We start from the raw sequence: 21124 nt of genomic DNA on the forward strand, positions 1-21124 counted from the left end.
ATGGTCTTTGAGGAACTAAAAGAAGACCTCATGGAGGCGGAAGCCGATATGAGGTCTTATATAAAACACAGCGACGAATACCTGAGACTTAAGATCTTTAAGGTAATCATGCTCCATGTTACGGGCCTTTCGAAGTTCGTACTTATAGGTGCCAGCTTTACCTTTGCACTTCTCTTCCTATCGTTGGCGGCTTGCCTGGCCCTATCGGAAGCCCTGAACAATTATTTTATCGGGTTTATTATCGTAGGGCTTTTCTACATTCTGATCGGGACCCTGTTGTACGCCTTCCGGGAGAAATTGAACGCACCTATCCTAAAGAAATCCTCTAAATACTATTTCGAGTGATATGCCCAAAGAATACACCTCCTTTGAAGAAATAGACAGGCGTTTAAAAATTTTGGAATTACAGCGAAAAATCGACCAAGAGAACCTAAAATTACATTTTCGCCAGGCCAAGGTGGGCCTGGTGCCGAAAAAAGTGTTCCAAGGTTTGGGCGCCGCCATTACCCAAAACCACTCCTTGAAAAGTATCCTTGTGGCCTATGTAGCCAAGAAAGTCTTGGGGCTACTTCGCCGTAAAAAGGGCGAAGAAAAAGACCCAAAGCGGCAAACGCCCTAAAATTGGGCGGCTTTTATTAGTTCCCCCTTGTTCAAGATAATGATCCGCCTACCGCTATCGGTAGTGATCAGGCCCTCGTCCTTAAAATCGGACAAGGTACGAATGGCCGTTTCCGTGGCGGTACCGATCATACCCGCAAAATCTTCCCTGGCAATTGAAATCCCACCGTTGGGACGGTCTAAGATCAACCCCTGCCCATGCAGATCCAAAAGCGCCTTCGCCGCGCGTTTCCTGACCGACGAAAAGGCCATGTCGACCAAATGCGCCTGCATTTCGACCAGGTTGTTCGAAATCATGCATATGAATTTTTGGGAAACGATGTGGTTGCCGTATAGCAACCTTATAAAGTCGGCCCTGGGGATTGCACAAAGTTCGGCATCCTCCAAAACCACCGCGTTCTCCACATAGGTTCCGGCCGAGTTCAACAAAGACAATTGCCCGATAAAATCGCCAGGGCCGAAGATACCGGTAACCAGTTCCTTTCCCGACTCGGTACCCTTGTACGTTTTTACGTTCCCGCTTTCGATAAAATACAGGGCGTGCGAACTATCGCCTTCCCAAAAGACGACCTCCTTTTTTGCATAGGGCCTTAAGCTGTAGTTGCGCGATAGATCTTCTAATTCGATATACTCCGACGCTTCCTTGAGAAAGGCATTGATTCCCTCCAGGTCCCTCGAAATTTTCCTTTTAAGGCCATCATGCTTTTCAAGGCGACTGGCTATGGCGTCTAACAATTCCCTTTCTTCAAAGGGTTTGGTAAGGTAATCATCGGCCCCTAGGTTCATACCCGTGCGCATATCCCCGCGATCGGTCTTTGCCGTAAGAAAAATAAAGGGGGTTCCGGCCAAAATGGGGTCTTTTCCCATTAGGCGCAATACTTCGAAGCCGTCCATTTTCGGCATCATGATATCACACACCACCAGGTCGGGCAAAAACGTTCTGGCCCTCTCCATGCCTATCTCACCATTTTCGGCGGTCAATACCCCGTAATCGGCCAAGGCCAATAGTTCGGCCGTATTCTCCCGAACCGTTTCATTATCCTCGATCAGCAATATTTTTTTCATGTTCGTATAAATTTAGGGGGAGTTCTACGGTAAAGGTGCTTCCCTTACCCAATTGACTTGTAAAGCTGACCTTGCCGCCCATTAAGCAAGTATATTGTTTTACGATATGCAGCCCGAGGCCCGTACCTTGTATATTGGTGACATTGCCAGCGCGAAAAAACCGTTCGAAAAGATGCTGTTGTTCTTGCCCGGGAATCCCGATACCCTTGTCCACTACGTTAAAACGCAGCTCTTGCCCAATACGCTGAAGCTCCAAAACGATCTCTTCGCCCTCGTCGGAATACTTAAGGGCATTGGACAAGAGATTGACCAGGATATGGCCCAATAGTTTTTGGTCTAAAAAGACAGGAATCTCGACCTCGGTATGCTTCAACTGAACGGTCTGCCCGATTTTCTTGGTGGCTTCCATTTCGTCGACCACGATCTTGCAAAACTGGACCAGCTCAAACTCTTGGGGCTTTGCCTGTACCTTGCCCTCTTCCAGTTTGCTCAAGGACAGGAAGTCGTTCAATATGACCACCAACTGTTTGACATGGGCCCGTATACGCGACACGTGCTTGGCCCTTCTTTCTTCTTTTCCCGGTTCGTTTTGCTTTCCGATAAGGATGGCCGATGACAAAATAGCGCTCAGGGGAGTCCGGAACTCGTGGGAAGCCATGGAAATAAAGCGGGACTTCAACTCGTTGAGCTCTTGTTCCACCTTCAGGGCCTTGGCCAGTTCTTCCCGAACCTTCTTTTGTTCGGTTATGTTGTTGTACACAAAGAGGGCCCACACGATGGCCTCCCCATCGGACTTAAGGGGAGTACTGTTTACGGCGTACCACTCGCCTTGAAATTGCATTTCGAAGGTTAGGCTCCGGCCCTCTATGGTCTTGGCGACATCTTTTTTGAGCCGTTGGATCTGGTCTTTCGAAAAAACGGGTATGTCTTCGAGGGGCATCCCCTCAAAATCGCACTTCTGAAAATCGAGCCTTTTCATTTCCTCCCCTTCCATATAGACCAATTCAAATTGCCTATTGAAAACCACGATAAGGCCCTTGGGGAAGTTTTTGGCAATGGCGGTGAACTGGGCCTGGCTCTCCTGTGCCTTTCTTTCGGCCAACCTGGTCTCCTGGATCTGGTCTTCGAGGCTTAAATTGACCTCTACCAGCCTTTGTACGGTAGACTCGATCTCTTTCGTGCGTTCGGCCACCTTGTCTTCCAATTTGATGGTGTAGTCTTCCAAAAGGCTTTTGGTCAATTGGATTTCGGTAACATCGCTCTGTACCCCGATAAAATGGGTGAGTTTTTCATCTTCGTCGTAGAGGGGGGTTATGCTAAGCTCGTTCCAGAACATGGAACCGTCCTTTCGATAGTTTCTCAATACCACGCGACAGGCCTCCCCCTTTTGGATGGCCCTGGCCATTCGTACGACCGCATCCTGGTCGCGGTCATCGTTCTGCAAGAAGCGGCAGTTCTTGCCCAAGATCTCGTTCTTTTTATACCCGGTCATTTGGGTAAAGGCATTGTTGCAATACACGATGGGCATATCGGGCTGCTGTGCGTCGGCAATGATAATACCGTTGCCGGCAACTTCCAAGGCCCTATTTCTCATAAAGACCAATTCATGCAGGGCCTTTGACCTGGTGATGTCGTGTACGGTTCCGAACAGGGCGATCGGTTCGCCACTGGCATCATGGGCAAGGGCAAGCTTGCCGACGATATCCCAAACGGAACCGTCGGGCCTCAGCAAACGAACTTTATGATGGCAAGGCCGGTTATTGCGGATGGCGAACCGCACCGCATCTATCGCCCCTTCCCTGTCCTCCGGGTGGATGTAGGAGAGGACCGTTTCCGAATTTAGTTGTGCATCGCCCGGTGAAAGTCCACATATCCTATAGCATTCATCGGACCAACTGCCGGTGTTGGTCCTTAAGTCCCAAAACCAACTCCCCACATGTACCATTTCGCCAATGGTGTCCATGTCTTCGACAATGCCGTTTTTGATAACCGGGTCCTCCATCCCTTCTTAATATTTGATCACTGTAAAATTATAGGCCCAACCGGCCTTTACGTCGCTGGGTCCCCCTTGGCGCAAGACCTGTGGTTTGCCCCTTCCCTTTCAAATGTATTACAGCATCTTCCCGATTAAAATGACATTGGTCAGCAGCGGCCGCTGAAACCACGGGATATGACAAACGTCATTTTATCGAATGGCAACACCTCTTACCTTCGGGGAAGAAACAATACGGATCAACCATGAACACGGGTTTGGTATTTTCAGGGGGAGGTATTCGCGGTGCCGCCCACATTGGAGTCATAAAAGCCTTGGAAGAGTACGGCATCGAACCTTCCCATATTGCGGGCACCAGTGCCGGGGCCATTGTGGGGGCCCTGTATGCGGGCGGTTGCCCATGGGAAAAAATATTGGAATTCTTCAAGACGACCCAAATCTTCACCATTACCAACTATGCCAGAAGCAAACCCGGCTTTGTCGATACCGAAAAGTTCTACGACCATTTTAGGTCGTACCTGCCCCACGACAGCTTCGAATCCTTAAAAATACCCTTGTATGTTACGGCCACGAACCTACTTGACGGTACGCTAAAGGTCTTTCATCAAGGGGAACTGATCAAACCCGTACTGGCCTCCGCCGCCGTACCCGGACTATTTGCCCCGGTTTCCATTAAAAATGGTTACTATGTCGATGGCGGCACCTTGAACAACTTTCCGGTCGATCTTATAAAGGGGTACTGCGACCAGATCGTGGGCGTCTATGTCAACCCCTTTCAAAAAGTACAAGTGGGAGATCTCAGGCATGCACACCATGTACTGGAGCGTGCCTACCACATTATGGTCGCCAATGAAACCCTGCTCAAGTTCGAGGATTGCGATATTTTGATCCGACCCGAGCGTATGGCCGAATTCAGCATGTTTTCCCTAAAGAACATGGATACGCTTTTTGAACTGGGCTATACCGCGGCGATAAAGGCCCTGCAAAATTCAGAAGGTTTCGACCGTGCCATGTCCGAAGCCGAATGGGAGGCCATGAACGGTTTTAAGGTAGACGAAACCCTTTCCTAAGCACGCCCCCTTAGATAGGCAGTGCACTCCGCCCACCAGACAGTAACCTTATTCGGTAATGCCAAATGGTCCTTTGCTTCCACCGCAAAACAAAACCCTTCCGAACTACCTGTCAATAAGGACGCAATCAGGTATTGGGAAGGGATTTGCAATTAAGAAAGCAGTCTATAAATTAGCTTATGCTATCTTTACCTTTTTGGGAGGCAGCTTTTTGGCCTCTTCCTTTTTGGCCAGTTTAAAGCTTAAGATGCCATCGTTGTACTTGGCCTTAATAGCCTCTTGTTTTACATTTTCAGGTAGGCGCAAAGAACGTTGAAAGGCGTTATAGCTAAATTCTTGACGCGTATAGTTGTCTTCCTTCTCCTCTTCGGAGGTCGATTTTTCCGCAGAGATATGGAGGCAATTGTCGTCGATGGTCACTTCAAAGTCCTTTTTGGCGAAGCCGGGAGCTGCCAGTTCAATCTCATAATCCTCATCCGTTTCCTTGATGTTGAGGGCAGGTTCCGACCGCTTGCCGTTCCAGAAACTGTCGGGTATCATATTCCTTACCCAATTGCGGTCGTCGAAAAAATCATCCATGTCAAAAAAGTCTTGGGTGATAAGGCTTCCAAATGGCCTTCTTTTAAATTTTACTAGTGACATAACTTTGATGTTTTAGGGTTAAACGTTGTAATTATGAGTCTAAATTAGAAGCTACCACAGGTTATCAAAATGACATAAATCAGTATCTTCCATTTTTTTTGGACTTATTTTTAAAAAATCAAAAAGACGAATGTCCATCGACAACTTTGGCATAAAAGGATTGAGTGAAAAGGAGGTGATTGCCTCCCGTAAGGCCCACGGCCGCAATACCCTTACCTATAAAAAGGAAAGCGGTTTCGCCGATGCCCTAAAAAGCATTGCCAAAGAGCCCATGGTCGTCTTGCTCTTGGTGGCCTCCAGTATCTATTTTTTTACGGGAAACATAGGTGACGGTATCTTCCTGGCCATAGCCATTGTTTTGGTTGGCTCGATTTCGCTGTACCAGGATTCCCGAAGCCGTAAGGCCCTTGAAAAGCTAAAAAGTCTTTCGCAGCCCAACTGTACGGTAATACGAGACGGAAAGATCGTGGGCATACCCAGTGAGGAACTCGTTATCGGCGATAGCCTTATGGTAGAGGAAGGCACCCTGATACCCGCCGATGGCACCATTGTCCATTCCAACGATTTTTCGGTCAACGAATCGATTTTAACGGGAGAGTCCCTTTCGGTCTTCAAGGACTCCGAAAAAGTGGACAATTCCATTTTTAGCGGCACCACGGTGGCCAGCGGCCTGGCCATTGCGACGGTTACGGCCGTGGGCAATAGTACGGAGCTGGGCAAGATCGGAAAGAGCATCGAATCGATCAAGGAAGAAAAAACCCCATTGGAACGGCAAATCGCCAACTTCGTAAAGAACATGTCGATTTGGGGCGGAATCGCCTTTTTAGCGGTCTGGGGCATTAATTTCTATAACACCCACGATGCCCTGAACAGCCTGCTCAAGGCACTGACACTGGCCATGAGCGTTCTTCCCGAGGAAATTCCCGTAGCCTTCACCACCTTTATGGCCCTGGGGGCCTGGCGCCTGATGAAGTTGGGCGTAGTGGTCAAACAAATCAAGACCGTCGAGAGCCTGGGCAGTGCCACGGTGATCTGCATAGACAAGACGGGGACCATTACCGAGAACAAAATGACCTTGGCCAAACTGTTCACCATGTCCCACGGGACGATAAGTCCAGCGGACGGACAATTGGACGAGGCCCAAAAAGAACTGATCGCCCTAGCCATGTGGGCCAGCGAGCCCATACCCTTCGACCCGATGGAAACCGCCCTTCACGAGGCCTACACGGCCTTTACCCCTACCGACGAACGCCCTCGGTTCAACATGGTACACGAGTATCCCTTGGGCGGAAAACCGCCGATGATGACCCATATTTTCGAAGACGAAAAAGGGGAACGAATTATTGCCGCCAAAGGCGCCCCGGAAGCCTTTTTGGATATTTCAAACCTGTCGACGCCCGAAAAAGAAAAAATAAAGGACACCATTAAAATATTGGGAAGGGAAGGATACCGCCTCTTGGGGGTCGGACAGGCCCTTTTTTCAGGAAACGACTACCCCAAAAGGCAGCAGGACCTTCAGTTTGCCTTCAAGGGAATCGTCGCCTTCTACGACCCTCCGAAAAAGAACATAGGTGCCGTACTCAAGGACTTCGATACCGCGGGAATCAATGTAAAACTGGTAACCGGCGACTACGCCGATACCGCACGGGCCATCGCCAAGCAAATCAGGTTTAAGGGCTATGAAAAATGCATGACGGGAGACGAACTGATGCAGCTCGGCGATGCGGAACTTCAGGAAAAGGTCAAGGAAACCCAGGTATTTACCCGCATGTTCCCCGACGCCAAACTTCGGATCATCAACGCCCTGAAGGCGAACAACGAGGTTGTGGCCATGGTCGGGGACGGGGTAAACGACGGACCCGCACTCAAGGCATCTCACTTTGGCATTGCCATGGGCAAAAAGGGCACTGAAATCGCAAAGCAGGCCGCCTCATTGATCCTATTGAACGACGACCTATCCGGAATGGTCGATGCCATTGCCATGGGCCGAAAGATCTATACCAACCTCAAAAAGGCAATACGCTATATCATCTCCATTCATATCCCGATCATATTGACGGTGTTCATCCCCTTGGCCCTGGGGTGGCTATACCCTTCCATCTTCTCGCCCTCGCACGTTATCCTATTGGAATTGATCATGGGCCCCACCTGCTCCATCATTTATGAAAACGAACCCATGGAGGCCAATACCATGCGTGAAAGACCCAGGCCCTTTACCACCTCCTTTTTTAATTTTAGGGAATTGGCCACAAGTATCGTACAAGGTTTGGCCATTACCGTCGGCGCCCTTTCGGTCTATCAGTACGCCGTGGCACAGGGTTTTGACGAAGCCGTTACCCGGACCATGGTCTTTATGGTGCTTATCATAGCCAATATCTTTCTCACCTTGATCAACCGCTCTTTTTACTTCTCGATACTGACTACCCTGAAGTACAAAAACAATCTGGTGCCCTTTATCATCGGTATCACCCTTGTTCTAGCGGGACTTTTGCTTTTTGTACCGCCGTTTAACGCCTTCTTCGATTTTGAAACCTTGGGTTCGAAGCAATTGTCGGTCAGTCTTTTTGCCGGGAGTGTTTCGGTGCTTTGGTTTGAAGGGGTCAAATGGGGGAAACGCCTCATGGCCAAATAAAAAACAAGGAGCTACAGTTTTTCGCCAAAGGCCAAGTCGCCCGCATCACCGATTCCGGGAAGTATATAGCCCCTGCTATTGAGTTTATCGTCAATGGCGGCAATAAACAACCGGGTGTTTTCAGGAAATACCTTTTTTACATATTCGACACCTTCCCTTGAACCGATTACCGAAAGGATATTTATTTGCTCGGGCTCGCCGTGTTCCTTTAGGGCCTTCAGCACATTTTCCAAGGTTTTTCCCGTAGCCAGCATCGGATCGGAAAGTACCAGGTTCTTGCCCTCCAGGCTGGGTGACGCAAAATATTTTACGATTACCTCAAAGGCATCCTCATCGCCCCTGTGATGCCTGTAGGCCGAAATAAAGGCGTTTTCGGCCCCGTCAAAATAGTTGAGCATGCCTTGGTGCAAGGGCAGTCCGGCCCGAAGTACCGAACAGAGCACCAGCTTGTCGACGGGCAATGACATCACTTTGGTTCCCAAGGGCGTGGTTACCGCCTTGTCGCCATAGGTCAAGGTTTTGCTGAACTCGTAGCTCAAAATTTCACCGATACGCTCGATATTTCTACGAAAGCGCATGGAGTCTTTTTGTATCTCTACATCCCGTATCTCTGAAACAAACTGGTTTAAAAGCGAATTTCCATCGCCAAAGTTATGTATGGTCATTGTCTTTTACCTTATGCTCCTAAAATACATCATATCGCCAAAACATACCAGAACCCGATGAAGGTTTTAAAGGAAATAGGTAGGTTCGGGCGGCATAGGTTCGCACGAGGGGGCCACACTTCTAAAAATTGTCCGCCCCCTGGGTCAAAAATTGGTCCGTGGGCCCAAACGTATCGGCATTTTTGATCGTGCTATACCCTTGGTACGCATCCCCGATCCTTACCTCCATTTTTCTAAAGTAATAATCGTCATCTACCTTTTTATCGAGCAAAAGCACATAATTTTTATCATCGATGTCTATGATAGATTCCGATGGCAGCGCCTTGGCCCGGGTAGTCTCGGTAACAATTTGGGCCTCGACGAACATTCCGGTGAGAAACTTGTTTTCTTCCTCCTCCTTTAGGTGCCCGTGTACCTTTATGGTACGGTCCCCACCGATCGAGGTACCCACAAGGTGTACCTCGGCCCCAAAGGTATCGGAAGAAGCTTCAGGGATTTTAAAAAGGATGTCCTGCCCCTTTTTCACCTTCATAATGTCTTTTTCAAATACCGATAGTTCTATGTGAATATGGTCGTTATCAATAATTTCCAAAATCGAGGTGGCAGGGGCAACATGGCTGCCCTTACTTACATTTACCTTGGTAACACTGCCCGAAATGGGGGCGAATATGGTTGTAACCGACGTAATGTTCCCCTCTTCCACCTTGGCGGGGGAGATATTTAACATGGCCAATTGTTTTCGCAGGCCGTTATGCCTCGCTTCGGCAGTCTTATACTCGCTTTTGGCCTTCAAATAGCTCTTTTGCGATGTAATGTTCTCATCGTACATGGTTTTTTGGCGCTCGTATTCCGTTTTTAGGTAATCCAGGGTTTGCCCCACCTCCAGATAGTCTTGCTGCAAGGTCACGAACTCGGGGTTTTCAATGGTGAGCAGGGCCTGGCCCTTTTCAACCCTGTCGCCCACAAGTAAAGGCAGGCTCTTTATATAGCCCCCCATGGTGGCATTTACCACCGATCGGTTTTCGGGCGGCACATCGATCATTCCGGTGGCATTTACCATTATGGGAAACTCCCTTTCCTGCAAAGTGCCCAACTGCATCGCACTTTGTTCAAATTGGGCCCGGGTTATTTTAATAAGGTCGTTTGGCTTATCATCGGCCCTTGCTTGACCGTTTTCGTTCGTGCTTTCGCCACAAGCAAAGGCCATAAAAAAGGCCATTAACGCGAGTGTTCTATAGATTGTATTTTTCATCGGTATATTTTAGAGGGTGAGGTAATTTATTTTTAGGGCCGTTTGGTTGTACCCGTTGAGGTTATCGAGGTATTCCAAACGGATTTGATAGGCATTTTCAAGGCTTAGGATGTACTGATAAAAATCGATTTCCCCGTTTTTAAAACTTCCGGAGGCCGTTTTTAAAATTTCTTGGGAAAGCAGGGTTCCTTCTTCATCGTAATACACCAATGCCTGTTCGTATTTATCCAATTCGCTTTGAAGTTGCATCAGCCTTGCTTCCAACCGGATGCCGTATTCCTCGAATTCCGCAACGGCAATCTTGGAGGCTATTTTGGAAGCCTTTATCCGAGACGTTTGTCCTCCAAAAAACAAGGGAATTTTAAGTCCGACCTGATATCCGAACAAATGATCGCCAAGGTTGGCATTGCTTCCTTGGAAATAACTCAACGAAATATCGGGCAGCAGCTTCTGTTTTTCCAAACTGCGGTTGGCCTTCGCCAAGGAAATCCGATTGTTGTAGTAATGTAGTTCCGGACTATCGGATATCGGAGGGTTCTTTACGGCAACTTTTAAGAGCGGCATGTGCCCAATGTTAAGGGGACCCTTGGCCTGAACAAGTTTCAACAGATCCTTATAGGCGATATCGACATCTTTTTTGGCCTTTTCCAATTGAACGGTAATTTGGCGCCGTTTCGATTGGGCGGTAATCTTTTCGAGATAGGTGGTCGCCCCCAGTTCGAACCTTCGGGCCGCCTTATTTGCAAAATCGGCGTACAGGCTATCCAACCTTAGGTAAACCGCTTCTTTTTCCGCCGCATACAAATACCTGTAATAGGCAGCGGTAACCGCCCGTTCCAGCTCTTTCTTGCGAACTTCGTAACTGCTTGAAGCCAGGTCGTAGCCTTTCTTTTTCACTTTCTTGCCGGCAAAATATACGGTAGGAAAGAGAAAATCTTGCTGCACGCCAATAACATCCAAGGGTTCGTTGTTGATGGCCAGGTTGTTCTGGTCGTATTCGTAATAAAAATGCGTTTTATCAAAATCGAAGGCACTGCCTATAAGCGACTCCGCCTGGTCCATTTTCAGTTGATCGGCCTTGAGTCCCGCATTGTTTTCCATGGCGAGGCTTATCAGTTCCTGAAGGGAAGCTTGTCCCTCTTGCGCGTTTGAGTTAACCGTAGCCAATAGCAGGGCTATGGTCGCCCCCTTGACCATTTTTTTGTTCGGCAACAGGGTTTCCCCGTTGTCCTTTATTTTGTGGAAATACGCATACAGGACAGGAAGCACCACAAGGGTAAGCACGGTAGCCGTGATCAGGCCGCCAATGACCACGGTGGCCAATGGTCGCTGTACTTCAGCGCCCGCATTTGTAGAAACGGCCATGGGCAAGAAACCCAGGGCCGCCGCGGAGGCGGTGAGCAATACGGCCCGCAACCGATCTCTCGTACCTTGTTTTACCAGCGATTCGATATTTTCAAACCTTTGCTTTTTCAATTCCTTAAAGTGCTCAATGAGTACGATGCCGTTCAATACCGCGATGCCGAACAAGGCAATAAAGCCTACGCCGGCCGAAATCGAAAAAGGCAATCCGCGGATCCACAAAAGCACAACGCCACCCACAGCTGCAAGGGGAATGGCCGAATAGATCAACAGGGCTTCGGCAACCGAATTAAATGCAAAATACAAGAGGACAAAAATAAGCAGGAGGGCAATGGGAACGGCTACCAATAACCTTTCCCGCGCACTCTGGAGGTTTTCAAATTGTCCGCCATAGGTAATCGAATACCCGACCGGAAGCTCAATATGTGCATCGATGAGCCTTTGAACATCGTCGACCACCGACTGAAGGTCCCGATCCCGGACATTGATCCCCACAACAAGCCTACGTTTGGTATCGTCGCGTGAAATTTTGGCCGCGCCCTTTTTGTAGCTTATCTCGGCGAGTTCACGCAACGGTACTTTTCCGCCCTTGGGCAGGTCGATATATAGATTCTTAAGGTTGTCGATGTCCGTTCGATATGCCTTGTCCAACCTTACGACCAGGTCGAAGCGCTTTTCCCCTTCGAAGACACTCCCTGCGGCCTTCCCCCCGAAACTCATCGATACCATATCGTTCACATCTTGGATATTGAGTCCGTAACGCGCAATTTTGGCACGGTCGTAGCGAACGTTCATTTGGGGCAACCCGGCAATTTTTTCAACGATAACGTCCGCGGCCCCCTCTACGTTTTCGACGAGCGATTTGATATCGTTGCCCATTTTGGCCAGGATATCCAAGTCTTCCCCGAAAATTTTAATGGCTATATCGGCCCTAACCCCGGTAATGAGTTCGTTAAAACGCATTTCGATAGGTTGGGTAAACTCGACCTCCATATTTGGAATTACGGACAAGGCCTCCTTAAACCTATTGGCCAATTCATCCTTGGTACTTGCCGAAACCCATTCCTTTTTGGGTTTTAGGGTGATGATCACATCGCTTTCCTCCATTGACATGGGATCGGTAGGCACTTCCGCCGCCCCGATCCTGGTAACGACCTGCTTTACTTCGGGAAAGTTGTCGATCAGTATGTTTTCGATTTGCGTAGTCGTTTCAATAGTCTTCGTTAAGGAGGTCCCCGTTTTCAACACGGGTTGGATGACAAAATCGCCTTCGTCGAGGGTAGGTACAAATTCACTGCCCATAGTAGTGAAGAGATAAACAGCTCCTCCCAAAAGCACCAAGGCCATGCCCAGCACCCATCTTTTCCTGTCTAGGGCCCAATCGATCAAGGGATCATAACGTTTGTACAACCAGTTCATCAACCGCGACGAAATATTCCTTTCGGAAACCTTCGAAGGCTTTAAAAATAACGATGCGGCGACCGGAACATAGGTAAAACACAAGATAATGGCTCCGATAAGGGCAAAACTAAGGGTCAAGGCCATGGGCTTGAACATTTTGCCCTCGACCCCGCTCAAGGAAAGAACGGGAATAAAGACGATGAGAATGATCAATTGACCAAATATGGCCGAATTCATCATTTTAGAAGCCCCCATAAACGTAATATCGTCCTTTAGTGCCTGTTTTTCGGTTCTTGCCTGTTCTGCCGGCAGGTGGCCAAAAGCCTCTATTTCGCTTCTTTTTTTATTAATTTGAAATGCGATGAACTCGACTATGATTACCGCACCGTCGATAATAATACCGAAATCGACGGCCCCGAGGCTCATCAAATTGGCATCTACCCCAAAAATGTACATCAGCGATAATGCGAAAAACAGGCTTAATGGAATAACCGAGGCCACCAACAGGCCCGACCTAAAATTGCCCAATAGCAGAACAACAACAAAAATGACGATCAAACAGCCTAAAACGAGGTTTTCGGTAACCGTAAAGGTGGTCCTTCCGATAAGTTCGCTTCGGTCTAAAAAGGCATTGATATACACCCCTTCGGGCAAGGATTCGGAGATAGCCGACACCCGTTCCTTTACGGCGTCGATCACTTTTTTCGAATTGGCATCCTTAAGCATCATTACTTGCCCCAATACCTTTTCGCCCTGTCCGTTACCGGTAATGGCCCCAAAACGGGTGGCACTGCCAAAGCCGACATCGGCTACATCCTTGATGTATATGGGGAAATTATCGTGGTTTTTGACTACGATATTCCCAATATCGTCTAGCGAGCCAATCAGTCCTTCCCCCCTAATAAAGTAGGCCTGATTTACCTTTTCGATATATCCCCCGCCACTTACGCTATTGTTCTTTTCCAAGGCGGAATAGATCTCTTGGGCGGTTACGTTCATGGCATTCAACTTTTCGGTGTTGATCGCCACTTCGTACTGTTTTAAAAGGCCGCCCCAGGTATTTACTTCCACCACTCCGGGTATACCCGAAAGTTGGCGCTTTACGACCCAATCTTGAATGGTACGCAAGTCTTCGAGCGAATACCGGTCTTCGTATCCGGGTTCCACATCCAATATATATTGATAGATTTCCCCCAGGCCCGTTGTAACCGGACCCATTTCGGGCGTGCCGAAACCTTCAGGGATCTTTTCTGCGGCCGATTTTATCTTTTCGGCAATTAGCTGCCTGGGCAAATAGGTGCCTAGTTCCTCTTCAAAAACAATCGTCACCACCGAAAGTCCGAATTTAGAGACCGATCGAATTTCCTTGACCCCGGGCAAATTGGCCATTTCGAGTTCTACCGGATAGGTTATAAACTGTTCCATATCCTGTGTTGAAAGGTTTCGGGAAGTGGTGATGACCTGAACCTGGTTATTGGTAACATCGGGTACCGCGCCAATGGGAATCTGGGACAGGGAATAGAAGCCGAACCCCATAATTAAGGCGGTAAACAAGAGAACAAGAAATTTGTTCTTAATACTGAAAGCAATAATATGTGAAAGCATAATTCATTGAAAACATGGATTAATATTATATCAAAGCCTAGGCAGCCTTGAAACTATTGACATGTAGAACCCTTTTGGAGGGTAATGAACTATGCAATCCGGGGCGGCTGAAACAGCCCGGTAACATGAAGTGTGGAACTGGGTGGCCGGTAAAAGAAGTTGGCCTTTCTGTTTTCAGGAACTTGCAAGGCGTCGATTTTGGGAATCGGCCTGCCCCAAAAAACGGCTATGACCGGAGTACAGCAACTGTGGTTCTGGAAAGGGAGTTTTTCGTGTTCCTTTTTCTCTTCTTGATGGTCTTTGCTATGCTGTTCCTTTAGTTCGCCATAATGCTTCGATATGAACACCAATAGGTTGTCCCCGTATTTCTCGGCATGGTATTCGGCATGTTCCAACAGCTCGTCAAATTGTACAATATCATCAACGGCAATATCCAGACCTTGCATCAAGATCAAAGCGGACATCACTATCGAAAACAATTTGGCCATCATAGAAACAAAATTATATAAAATACATTTTAAGGTCAATCAGCCATTCCAATTATTTAAATCTTCCGCAGGCCAATTTAACAAAACACCCAAAATTTCGGCCCCGTCACACGTCGGCATCAGTTGTTCGCATCAAAATTGATGCTCCATATACCACGAACCTCATTGGCGCCGTAGCCTATGGCCTTATCATTTGGGTACAGGTTTTTTAATGTGGCCAAGGTTTCGGGTTGGATCTGTTCGTTCGGCTTTCCATGGCACTGTAGGCACAAGGCATTGGTGGTTATGGGGTAGTAAAAGTCGACCTCCTTGCCATTGACCTTTACTATGGGGCTTACCTCCTTACCGGATGCAATTGCTTTTTTAAAGTCCGCAATATAGCCCAACTCTTCATCGTTGGCCTGGTTTTTTGGGTTCCTCACCTTATCGGAAACCCTTTTGATTATGGCATTGTTCATAACCGAAACGCTATCGGTCAACGGTATGGCTTCTACATTACAGAACTTGATGGCTTCAACAATACCTTTTTCCTGAATGGCCTTTTTAAGGTTTTTACCCAGTTCGGCCTGTGCTTCCATGGCATAGGCCAGTCCGATAGCTGCATATTCCTGCTCAAAATCGTAGTCGCCGAAACACCCGCATTCCCCCACGGCCATCCCTGGCTTATGTACCTTTTCGAAGTGTTCGTCGAACCAATCGGGCCGTTCGATTTCGTTATCGTAAAGGTAATCGGCAATTTGGGCCACGGCATGATCTGGGTTGGGCATATACGGCATAGGGCCGAACTTGGCATGGGCCGTGGGCACCTTCGATTCCGTTTCGGGATCGTTCACCCAAAGGATCAAGGCTTTGGTAAACTCGTCCTTGGTGGTATTCGAGTCGATGTAATGCCGCTTGATGGCCTCCATGGGCGGAGCGATCCTATCGGCCATGGAGGCCTTTGGGTCGTGGCAGATATAGCACTCCTTTTCAAGGAGCAATTTCCCCGAGTGTACTTTCGCGGTCGGGGCCCTTTCCACTACCTCCTGCCCGTCGGTCTTGTCGACCTTGTCCTTTTGGGACTCTTTACAGTTGACCAACAATAGGGCCGACACCAAAACGATGATGCTATTTTTCATAATACGCGAATTTCTTTTGCAATCTCTTAATTTCAAAACTGTTATGGAATGATAATTGTCAGTCTGCCCACAACTCACCCCAGCTCCTTGAAAAGCACATATATCCCCATAAGGAGTACAAACCAACCAAAATATTTTTTGAGCTTGTCGCCGGCGATAAACTTATTGAGCCACGTACCCAGGAATATACCGGTTATGGACAACAAGCTAAACACCAAAAGAAAGCCCCAATCGATATCGATATTTTCCACATCACCGATAAAACCGATCATCGACTTAATGGCTATGATCAAAAGTGAGGTCGCAACGGCCCTTTTCATGGGCAATTTGGCTAGGAGTACCAAGGCGGGAATGATCAAGAAACCACCGCCGGCCCCCACGAGGCCCGTTAACAAGCCCACACCGGTCCCCTCCAAAATAATCAGGGGATAGTTATACTCAACCTCGGCGGCATCGTCATTGCAATTGACGCATTTGCCCCGTATCATCGAAATCGATGCCAACAGCATAATCAGGGCAAAAAACACCATAATACCAATATCTTTGGTAAGCATAAAGTCGCCTATGCGGAACAGATGGTCGGGAATGGCGGGAATAAGGTACCTACGGGTCGCATAAACGGCAACAAGGGCAGGCGCGGCAAAGACCAGGGCCGTTTTTACATCGACGAGTTTCTTGCCGAGGTTCCGAAGGGTCCCCACCAAGGAAGTAAGGCCCACGACGAACAGGGAATAGGCCGTGGCCGTTACGGGCTCGATATAAAGCAAGTACACCAATACCGGAACGGTAAGGATCGAACCTCCCCCGCCGATCAGCCCAAGTACCACACCTATGGCAACGGCGCCCACATAACCTAAGATTTCGGTGATTTCCATAACATCCTATCGATAATTACCAAAAGTATCAAGTGTGATGCGCATCCACAGTAACCCAAGTTACATAAGCGGAAATCGAGGAATAGCTTGGGCACACCCGACCTGGGACAAAAATGCGCGCACCCCCCCTATATAAAACGAAATGGCCTTTAAAACGGGATCGGTATCGCAGAAAAACATGATGGCCCTTGGCCGGACATACGCTTAGGCGTTGGCGGTTTTTACTAGGATGAATTCCCCGATATTCGTCCTATCGATGGCCCCGATAAGCTTGCCTTTTTCGGTAACGGGAAAGAAAGGCTTCTTTTCCCTTGCCATAATTTCGAGCATTTGTGCCATGGGGGTCGAAGCCTCAATGGAACGAAATGTGGGATCCATGATATCCTCAACGGCCAGGTCGGGTGTCTTGGCGTGTTCAATGATATCTTTTTGGGTAACGATACCGGCAATTCTATCGTTCTCCATGACCACGAAGTCTTTTTCGGTACCCGCCAATAAAATCTCGATGACCTGTTGTACGGTATGCGTGGGACTGAGCAAGGTAATATTGGTCAGTGTGGCCTCTTTTGCAATATGCCCCTCCAGCAACGAGCTCTGTTTTACCATTTGGTTCTCGCCGTAGGCCCCAAAAAAGATGAAAAAGGCGATCAATATGAGGAAGGGATTGAACAGGAGTCCGACCACAAAAAACAGCACCGCCAGGCCCTGACCGATACCCGAGGCTATTTGGGTCGCCTCCACACGGCCCAATTTAAGGGACAGCAAGGCCCGAAGTACACGACCCCCGTCCATGGGGAAGGCAGGTATCATATTAAATACCACCAGCATGACGTTGGCGATAAACAGGTAGAACAAAAAGTTTTGGAAAGTAGGCTGGTACAAGACCTCTTCCAGTACAATGGCATCAAAGTTGAAATAGCTCCTTACGGGAACGACCAGGGCCAATAGTAGGGCTATGACCACGTTTACCGCCGGTCCTGCCAAGGCCACCAATAACTCGTGCATGGGTTTTTCGGGCATTTTCTCAAGAGAGGCCACTCCGCCGATGGGCAAGAGCGTGATCCTTTGGGTGTTGATGCGGAACCTCTTTGCGGTGAGCGCATGGCCCAATTCGTGCAGTACCACACATGCGAACAAGACGAGGACCAAGGCCTCGTTGAGCAACAGATGGTATAGGTCGGCGCCCTGGCGAATTTCTATAAAGGCCACCCAGACCAACAGCAGGCTAAACGTCCAATGCACTTCTATCTTAATACCTGCAACCCTTCCCAATTTTAGAACCCCCTTCATATCTTGCCGGTTTTACGGACAAATATATTTCGGCACCCCCCTGTCGACAATGACATTCGTCATATGAAGAAGTCTTCCTTAGCCTTAAATTTGAAGGTATCGATAAATTGCATAAAAGAAATGAAAAAGATAGTTACATTGACCGTTAACCCGGCCATTGACAAAAGTACGACCGTCAATGGCCTTAAGCCCCATAGCAAACTGAGATGTACCCAACCTGTCTATGAAGCCGGTGGGGGAGGAATCAATGTTTCACGCGCCCTCAACGAATTGGGGGCCGAATCGCTCTGCATGTATATGGCGGGCGGCCCTACGGGAGACCGTCTGCACGACCTGCTGAACGACCTTGATATAACGCAGCAGGTTGTTCCCACGGCGGACAGTGTACGTGAAAACCTCGCCGTTACCGATATTGCAAACAACCAACAATACCGGTTTGGAATGCCCGGCCCAAAGATCAACCCAAGTGAATGGGAAAACACCTTAAGGCAGTTGGGCGCCGTTTTAGCGGAGGGCGACTTTTTGGTGGCCAGCGGAAGCCTATGCCCCGATATGCCCATCGATTTTTACGCCCGGGTATCGAAGATCGCCCAAAAAAAGAAGGCAAAATATATTTTGGACACCTCGGGTGAGGCCCTACTGAAAGGTGCACAGGCCGGTGTTTTCCTCTTAAAGCCCAATTTGGGCGAACTGGCCGCATTATGCGGGGTCGATACCATCTCCTTTCATGAACTCGAACCCCTGGCCCAAACCTTTTTAAGTAAAACCCCCTGTGAAGTGCTTGTGGTTTCCCTAGGGGCCAAAGGCGCCTTGTTGGTGACCAAGGATAGGACCGAGCTCATTGCCGCCCCGATCGTGCACCAAAAGAGCACCATTGGTGCCGGGGACAGTATGGTTGCCGGAATGGTATACGCCCTGGCCCAGGGCAAATCGTTAACAGAGGTGGTACGGTACGGTGTGGCCTGCGGCACGGCCGCGACCATGACCGAAGGTACCCAACTCTGTAAAAGGGAAGATGTGGAGCAATTGAACAAATGGATCGTTTCGAACGCGGCCACAATGCAAAAAATGGAAATTACCGTGTAACCCAATGCCACTTAAAACAGACAACGATGGACTACTACTTTTCAACTAGCCTAAAGGACACTAATTTTGAGGGTGCCCTATCAAAAACCAAGGAAGCCCTAAAAGCGGAAGGTTTTGGGGTGCTTACCGAAATTGACATAAAAGCCACCCTTAAGCAAAAACTGGATGCCAATTTTCACAACTATGTCATTTTAGGGGCCTGCAATCCGCCATTGGCCTATGAGGCCCTAAGCGCCGAGGACAAGATCGGCACGATGTTGCCCTGCAATGTCATCGTGCAGGAGAAAGAACCCGGCCGTATTGAAATAGCCGCCGTGGATCCCGCCGCATCCATGCAGGCAGTGAAGAACGAGGCCCTGGCCGGCATTGCGGAAAATGTCGGTACCAAGCTAAAAAAAGTCATTGAAAACATAGGCAATCGTTGATCTATCCCCCCGAACGGGGACGACTACTGACCCAAGTCATTTCATCCGGCCCAGGAAGGAACTACCTTCTTGGCCATAACCCGTTAAAACTTAATGATGATGAAAGCTTTAGCCAGTAATATTTGTGAAAACTGTGGCCGCCCCATGCACCATTTGTACGATTTTGGCACCAACAAAGACGGTACGATCAATACCGAATACTGCCATTCCTGTTATGTCCGGGGCAAGTTCGTGAACCACGGGAAGGCCGTGGGGCGAAGGCCCCGAAAAAAGGTGGGCAAAAAAAGGGAAGTGGCCCTGTAGGCCGTCGCCATTTGCGGCCCTACTCCCCTACTAATATGATAATAGGCCCTTTTTGTAAAGGGCCGAGGCAGTGGCAGCGGGGCACTTTGGTCCCGCCGCCTGCATCGCCTCGTCGAATGCCCGTTTTCCGGTATCCTTCCGCGCTATTCACTAGTCGCCACTTGTCGAATCTCCCAACCTTGGTCCTTGGTACGAACGGCCACCAGTCCGTCTGCCAAGCGTTTTGCCCAGATCGATGGTCTTTGGTAACGCTTTTTCCGCATTTGGATGTTATGCCTCTCCCCAAGGTATTCCTTAATATTTCCCGAGGTATCGAGCAACACGTCGAAGAACTTAAAGTCGTATATTTTAAGCTTGAATTCGTTCTCGCCCTTTAGGGTCTTCTCGAACAGAACGCCCGTGGTATATCCATCCATAAATGGATAGACGTTTAAAAATTGGGGTTCGATCACCGTATTGCCCTTGGTGTCGATGAACCCGAACAAGGGCACCCCGTCCTCGACATTTTTGGTAATCAAACACCTTCCTTCCCTGAACATCGGATAGCGCACCCCCGACACATCCCTCTTGTCGGGATCCGCATCCTTGTTCCAATGGATATCGCTTCTAAAATCGATGACCAGCGCACCTTCCCTGTTTATAAATCCCCATTGGTCGCCTTTGCGTATGGCGGCCAATCCCTCGCTAAAGGGACCAATTTCGTCGATTCCCTTGAGCCCTTGTGCCACCAGCGAAATGGGCAAAAGACAAATAAGGGCCATTAAAAAGTGTGTCTTCCTCATAATATCAATTTTTAGATTGTTGAATACATTAACTGGAACAAAATTTAGAATTCACTCCCTATTGCCAAATGACTTATATCATTTTATAAGAAGGGCCATATCGGTACCTTTGGGTTGTAATCAAAAATCAAATACGCATCATGACCATAAACTTTCAGTACGTGCAAATGCCCGAAAGCGAATCGCTAAGCCATATCGTTACCCGCAACCTCGAAAAATTGGGCAACAAATTCCAGTTTGTCATCCGTGCCGATGTTTTCTTTAAATTGGACAACAGCACCGATGGCAACAATAAGATCTGTGAGATGGAACTGAGCCTTCCCGGACCAAGAATTTTTGCCAAGTCGACCGAAAACAACTTTGAAAAAGCCGCTGCGGAAACCATAAACGACCTTGAGCGACAACTCAGAAAGCGCAAAGCCAAGTTTGAAAAAAGCAAAAAGCCCCTATAA

19 protein-coding genes are annotated in these 21124 nt (G+C 48.5%); 8 read left to right on the top strand and 11 right to left on the bottom strand.

Annotation, left to right across the window (positions count from 1 at the left end; all coding sequences use genetic code 11):
* Together BUB37_RS11975 and BUB37_RS11980 are read left to right on the top strand one after the other, a co-directional pair.
* Positions 1-345: a hypothetical protein gene (locus tag BUB37_RS11975; protein WP_072994060.1), complete on the top strand. Its 345-nt coding sequence runs from the start codon at positions 1-3 to the stop codon at positions 343-345.
* A gap of 1 nt (position 346) precedes the next feature.
* Complete coding sequence (locus BUB37_RS11980; RefSeq protein WP_072994061.1) at positions 347-619, top strand: DUF6327 family protein; 273 nt, start codon at positions 347-349, stop codon at positions 617-619.
* On the opposite strand, the gene BUB37_RS11985 is transcribed toward BUB37_RS11980, so the two are convergent.
* The gene (locus tag BUB37_RS11985; RefSeq protein ID WP_072994062.1) at positions 616-1683 is read right to left on the bottom strand and encodes a response regulator; all 1068 of its coding nucleotides are present in this window, start codon (positions 1681-1683) and stop codon (positions 616-618) included. The two genes, BUB37_RS11980 and BUB37_RS11985, sit on opposite strands and share 4 nt — an antisense overlap.
* A complete protein-coding gene (locus tag BUB37_RS11990; RefSeq protein ID WP_072994063.1) occupies positions 1655-3685 on the bottom strand; it encodes a PAS domain-containing sensor histidine kinase in 2031 nt (676 codons plus the stop codon). The genes BUB37_RS11985 and BUB37_RS11990 overlap by 29 nt, the downstream gene beginning before the upstream one ends.
* Before the next feature lie 236 nt (positions 3686-3921).
* On the opposite strand from BUB37_RS11990, the gene BUB37_RS11995 reads away from it, so the two are divergent.
* A complete protein-coding gene (locus tag BUB37_RS11995; protein ID WP_072994064.1) occupies positions 3922-4746 on the top strand; it encodes a patatin-like phospholipase family protein in 825 nt (274 codons plus the stop codon).
* Positions 4747-4923: 177 nt separating this feature from the next.
* Here BUB37_RS11995 and BUB37_RS12000 read toward each other — a convergent pair whose 3' ends face one another.
* Entirely contained in the window at positions 4924-5388 is a 465-nt protein-coding gene (locus BUB37_RS12000; protein ID WP_072994065.1) for an Hsp20/alpha crystallin family protein, read from the bottom strand.
* Positions 5389-5518: 130 nt separating this feature from the next.
* Here BUB37_RS12000 and BUB37_RS12005 point away from each other — a divergent pair, with 130 nt between their 5' ends.
* A complete protein-coding gene (locus BUB37_RS12005; RefSeq protein ID WP_072994066.1) occupies positions 5519-8020 on the top strand; it encodes a cation-translocating P-type ATPase in 2502 nt (833 codons plus the stop codon).
* A gap of 11 nt (positions 8021-8031) precedes the next feature.
* On the opposite strand, the gene upp is transcribed toward BUB37_RS12005, so the two are convergent.
* From upp to BUB37_RS12040, 7 genes are all read right to left on the bottom strand, one after another.
* Positions 8032-8685 (bottom strand): uracil phosphoribosyltransferase, encoded by a 654-nt coding sequence (upp, locus tag BUB37_RS12010; RefSeq protein WP_072994067.1) that lies wholly within the window; start codon positions 8683-8685, stop codon positions 8032-8034.
* A 121-nt stretch (positions 8686-8806) separates the two neighbouring features.
* Positions 8807-9937, bottom strand: a complete 1131-nt coding sequence (locus BUB37_RS12015) for an efflux RND transporter periplasmic adaptor subunit (protein WP_072994068.1) — start codon at positions 9935-9937, stop codon at positions 8807-8809.
* Positions 9938-9946: 9 nt separating this feature from the next.
* On the bottom strand, positions 9947-14305 hold the full coding sequence (locus BUB37_RS12020; protein WP_072994069.1) for a CusA/CzcA family heavy metal efflux RND transporter: 4359 nt from the start codon (positions 14303-14305) through the stop codon (positions 9947-9949).
* A gap of 89 nt (positions 14306-14394) precedes the next feature.
* Positions 14395-14796 carry a hypothetical protein gene (locus BUB37_RS12025; protein ID WP_244526818.1) on the bottom strand — a complete coding sequence of 134 codons (402 nt, stop codon included), beginning with the start codon at positions 14794-14796 and terminating at the stop codon, positions 14395-14397.
* Between the two features lie 116 nt (positions 14797-14912).
* Positions 14913-15911 (bottom strand): Tll0287-like domain-containing protein, encoded by a 999-nt coding sequence (locus tag BUB37_RS12030; RefSeq protein ID WP_072994070.1) that lies wholly within the window; start codon positions 15909-15911, stop codon positions 14913-14915.
* 74 nt (positions 15912-15985) lie between these two features.
* Positions 15986-16786, bottom strand: coding sequence for a sulfite exporter TauE/SafE family protein (locus tag BUB37_RS12035; RefSeq protein ID WP_072994071.1), 801 nt, complete (start codon positions 16784-16786; stop codon positions 15986-15988).
* 204 nt (positions 16787-16990) lie between these two features.
* Positions 16991-18076 (bottom strand): site-2 protease family protein, encoded by a 1086-nt coding sequence (locus BUB37_RS12040; RefSeq protein ID WP_072994072.1) that lies wholly within the window; start codon positions 18074-18076, stop codon positions 16991-16993.
* A gap of 120 nt (positions 18077-18196) precedes the next feature.
* Here BUB37_RS12040 and BUB37_RS12045 point away from each other — a divergent pair, with 120 nt between their 5' ends.
* From BUB37_RS12045 to BUB37_RS21350, 3 genes are all read left to right on the top strand, one after another.
* Entirely contained in the window at positions 18197-19162 is a 966-nt protein-coding gene (locus BUB37_RS12045) for a 1-phosphofructokinase family hexose kinase (protein ID WP_072994290.1), read from the top strand.
* 26 nt (positions 19163-19188) lie between these two features.
* Complete coding sequence (locus BUB37_RS12050) at positions 19189-19587, top strand: DUF302 domain-containing protein (protein ID WP_072994073.1); 399 nt, start codon at positions 19189-19191, stop codon at positions 19585-19587.
* Between the two features lie 96 nt (positions 19588-19683).
* Complete coding sequence (locus BUB37_RS21350) at positions 19684-19890, top strand: zinc ribbon domain-containing protein (RefSeq protein WP_170863162.1); 207 nt, start codon at positions 19684-19686, stop codon at positions 19888-19890.
* Positions 19891-20033: 143 nt separating this feature from the next.
* Here the strand turns inward: BUB37_RS21350 and BUB37_RS12060 are convergent, their stop codons facing one another.
* Entirely contained in the window at positions 20034-20672 is a 639-nt protein-coding gene (locus BUB37_RS12060) for a WG repeat-containing protein (protein WP_072994074.1), read from the bottom strand.
* A gap of 140 nt (positions 20673-20812) precedes the next feature.
* Here BUB37_RS12060 and hpf point away from each other — a divergent pair, with 140 nt between their 5' ends.
* Entirely contained in the window at positions 20813-21124 is a 312-nt protein-coding gene (hpf, locus tag BUB37_RS12065; protein ID WP_072994075.1) for a ribosome hibernation-promoting factor, HPF/YfiA family, read from the top strand.

Origin of the sequence: Pseudozobellia thermophila (assembly GCF_900141855.1) — a bacterium.
Taxonomy (GTDB): domain Bacteria; phylum Bacteroidota; class Bacteroidia; order Flavobacteriales; family Flavobacteriaceae; genus Pseudozobellia; species Pseudozobellia thermophila.

What these genes read in the sequence shown, in the direction of transcription:
- BUB37_RS11975 (WP_072994060.1), top strand. Translation starts at nt 1, where the DNA reads ATGGTCTTTGAGGAACTAAAAGAAGACCTCATGGAGGCGGAAGCCGAT.
- BUB37_RS11980 (WP_072994061.1), top strand. Translation starts at nt 347, where the DNA reads ATGCCCAAAGAATACACCTCCTTTGAAGAAATAGACAGGCGTTTAAAA.
- BUB37_RS11985 (WP_072994062.1), bottom strand. Translation starts at nt 1,683, where the DNA reads ATGAAAAAAATATTGCTGATCGAGGATAATGAAACGGTTCGGGAGAAT.
- BUB37_RS11990 (WP_072994063.1), bottom strand. Translation starts at nt 3,685, where the DNA reads ATGGAGGACCCGGTTATCAAAAACGGCATTGTCGAAGACATGGACACC.
- BUB37_RS11995 (WP_072994064.1), top strand. Translation starts at nt 3,922, where the DNA reads ATGAACACGGGTTTGGTATTTTCAGGGGGAGGTATTCGCGGTGCCGCC.
- BUB37_RS12000 (WP_072994065.1), bottom strand. Translation starts at nt 5,388, where the DNA reads ATGTCACTAGTAAAATTTAAAAGAAGGCCATTTGGAAGCCTTATCACC.
- BUB37_RS12005 (WP_072994066.1), top strand. Translation starts at nt 5,519, where the DNA reads ATGTCCATCGACAACTTTGGCATAAAAGGATTGAGTGAAAAGGAGGTG.
- upp (WP_072994067.1), bottom strand. Translation starts at nt 8,685, where the DNA reads ATGACCATACATAACTTTGGCGATGGAAATTCGCTTTTAAACCAGTTT.
- BUB37_RS12015 (WP_072994068.1), bottom strand. Translation starts at nt 9,937, where the DNA reads ATGAAAAATACAATCTATAGAACACTCGCGTTAATGGCCTTTTTTATG.
- BUB37_RS12020 (WP_072994069.1), bottom strand. Translation starts at nt 14,305, where the DNA reads ATGCTTTCACATATTATTGCTTTCAGTATTAAGAACAAATTTCTTGTT.
- BUB37_RS12025 (WP_244526818.1), bottom strand. Translation starts at nt 14,796, where the DNA reads ATGATGGCCAAATTGTTTTCGATAGTGATGTCCGCTTTGATCTTGATG.
- BUB37_RS12030 (WP_072994070.1), bottom strand. Translation starts at nt 15,911, where the DNA reads ATGAAAAATAGCATCATCGTTTTGGTGTCGGCCCTATTGTTGGTCAAC.
- BUB37_RS12035 (WP_072994071.1), bottom strand. Translation starts at nt 16,786, where the DNA reads ATGGAAATCACCGAAATCTTAGGTTATGTGGGCGCCGTTGCCATAGGT.
- BUB37_RS12040 (WP_072994072.1), bottom strand. Translation starts at nt 18,076, where the DNA reads ATGAAGGGGGTTCTAAAATTGGGAAGGGTTGCAGGTATTAAGATAGAA.
- BUB37_RS12045 (WP_072994290.1), top strand. Translation starts at nt 18,197, where the DNA reads ATGAAAAAGATAGTTACATTGACCGTTAACCCGGCCATTGACAAAAGT.
- BUB37_RS12050 (WP_072994073.1), top strand. Translation starts at nt 19,189, where the DNA reads ATGGACTACTACTTTTCAACTAGCCTAAAGGACACTAATTTTGAGGGT.
- BUB37_RS21350 (WP_170863162.1), top strand. Translation starts at nt 19,684, where the DNA reads ATGATGAAAGCTTTAGCCAGTAATATTTGTGAAAACTGTGGCCGCCCC.
- BUB37_RS12060 (WP_072994074.1), bottom strand. Translation starts at nt 20,672, where the DNA reads ATGAGGAAGACACACTTTTTAATGGCCCTTATTTGTCTTTTGCCCATT.
- hpf (WP_072994075.1), top strand. Translation starts at nt 20,813, where the DNA reads ATGACCATAAACTTTCAGTACGTGCAAATGCCCGAAAGCGAATCGCTA.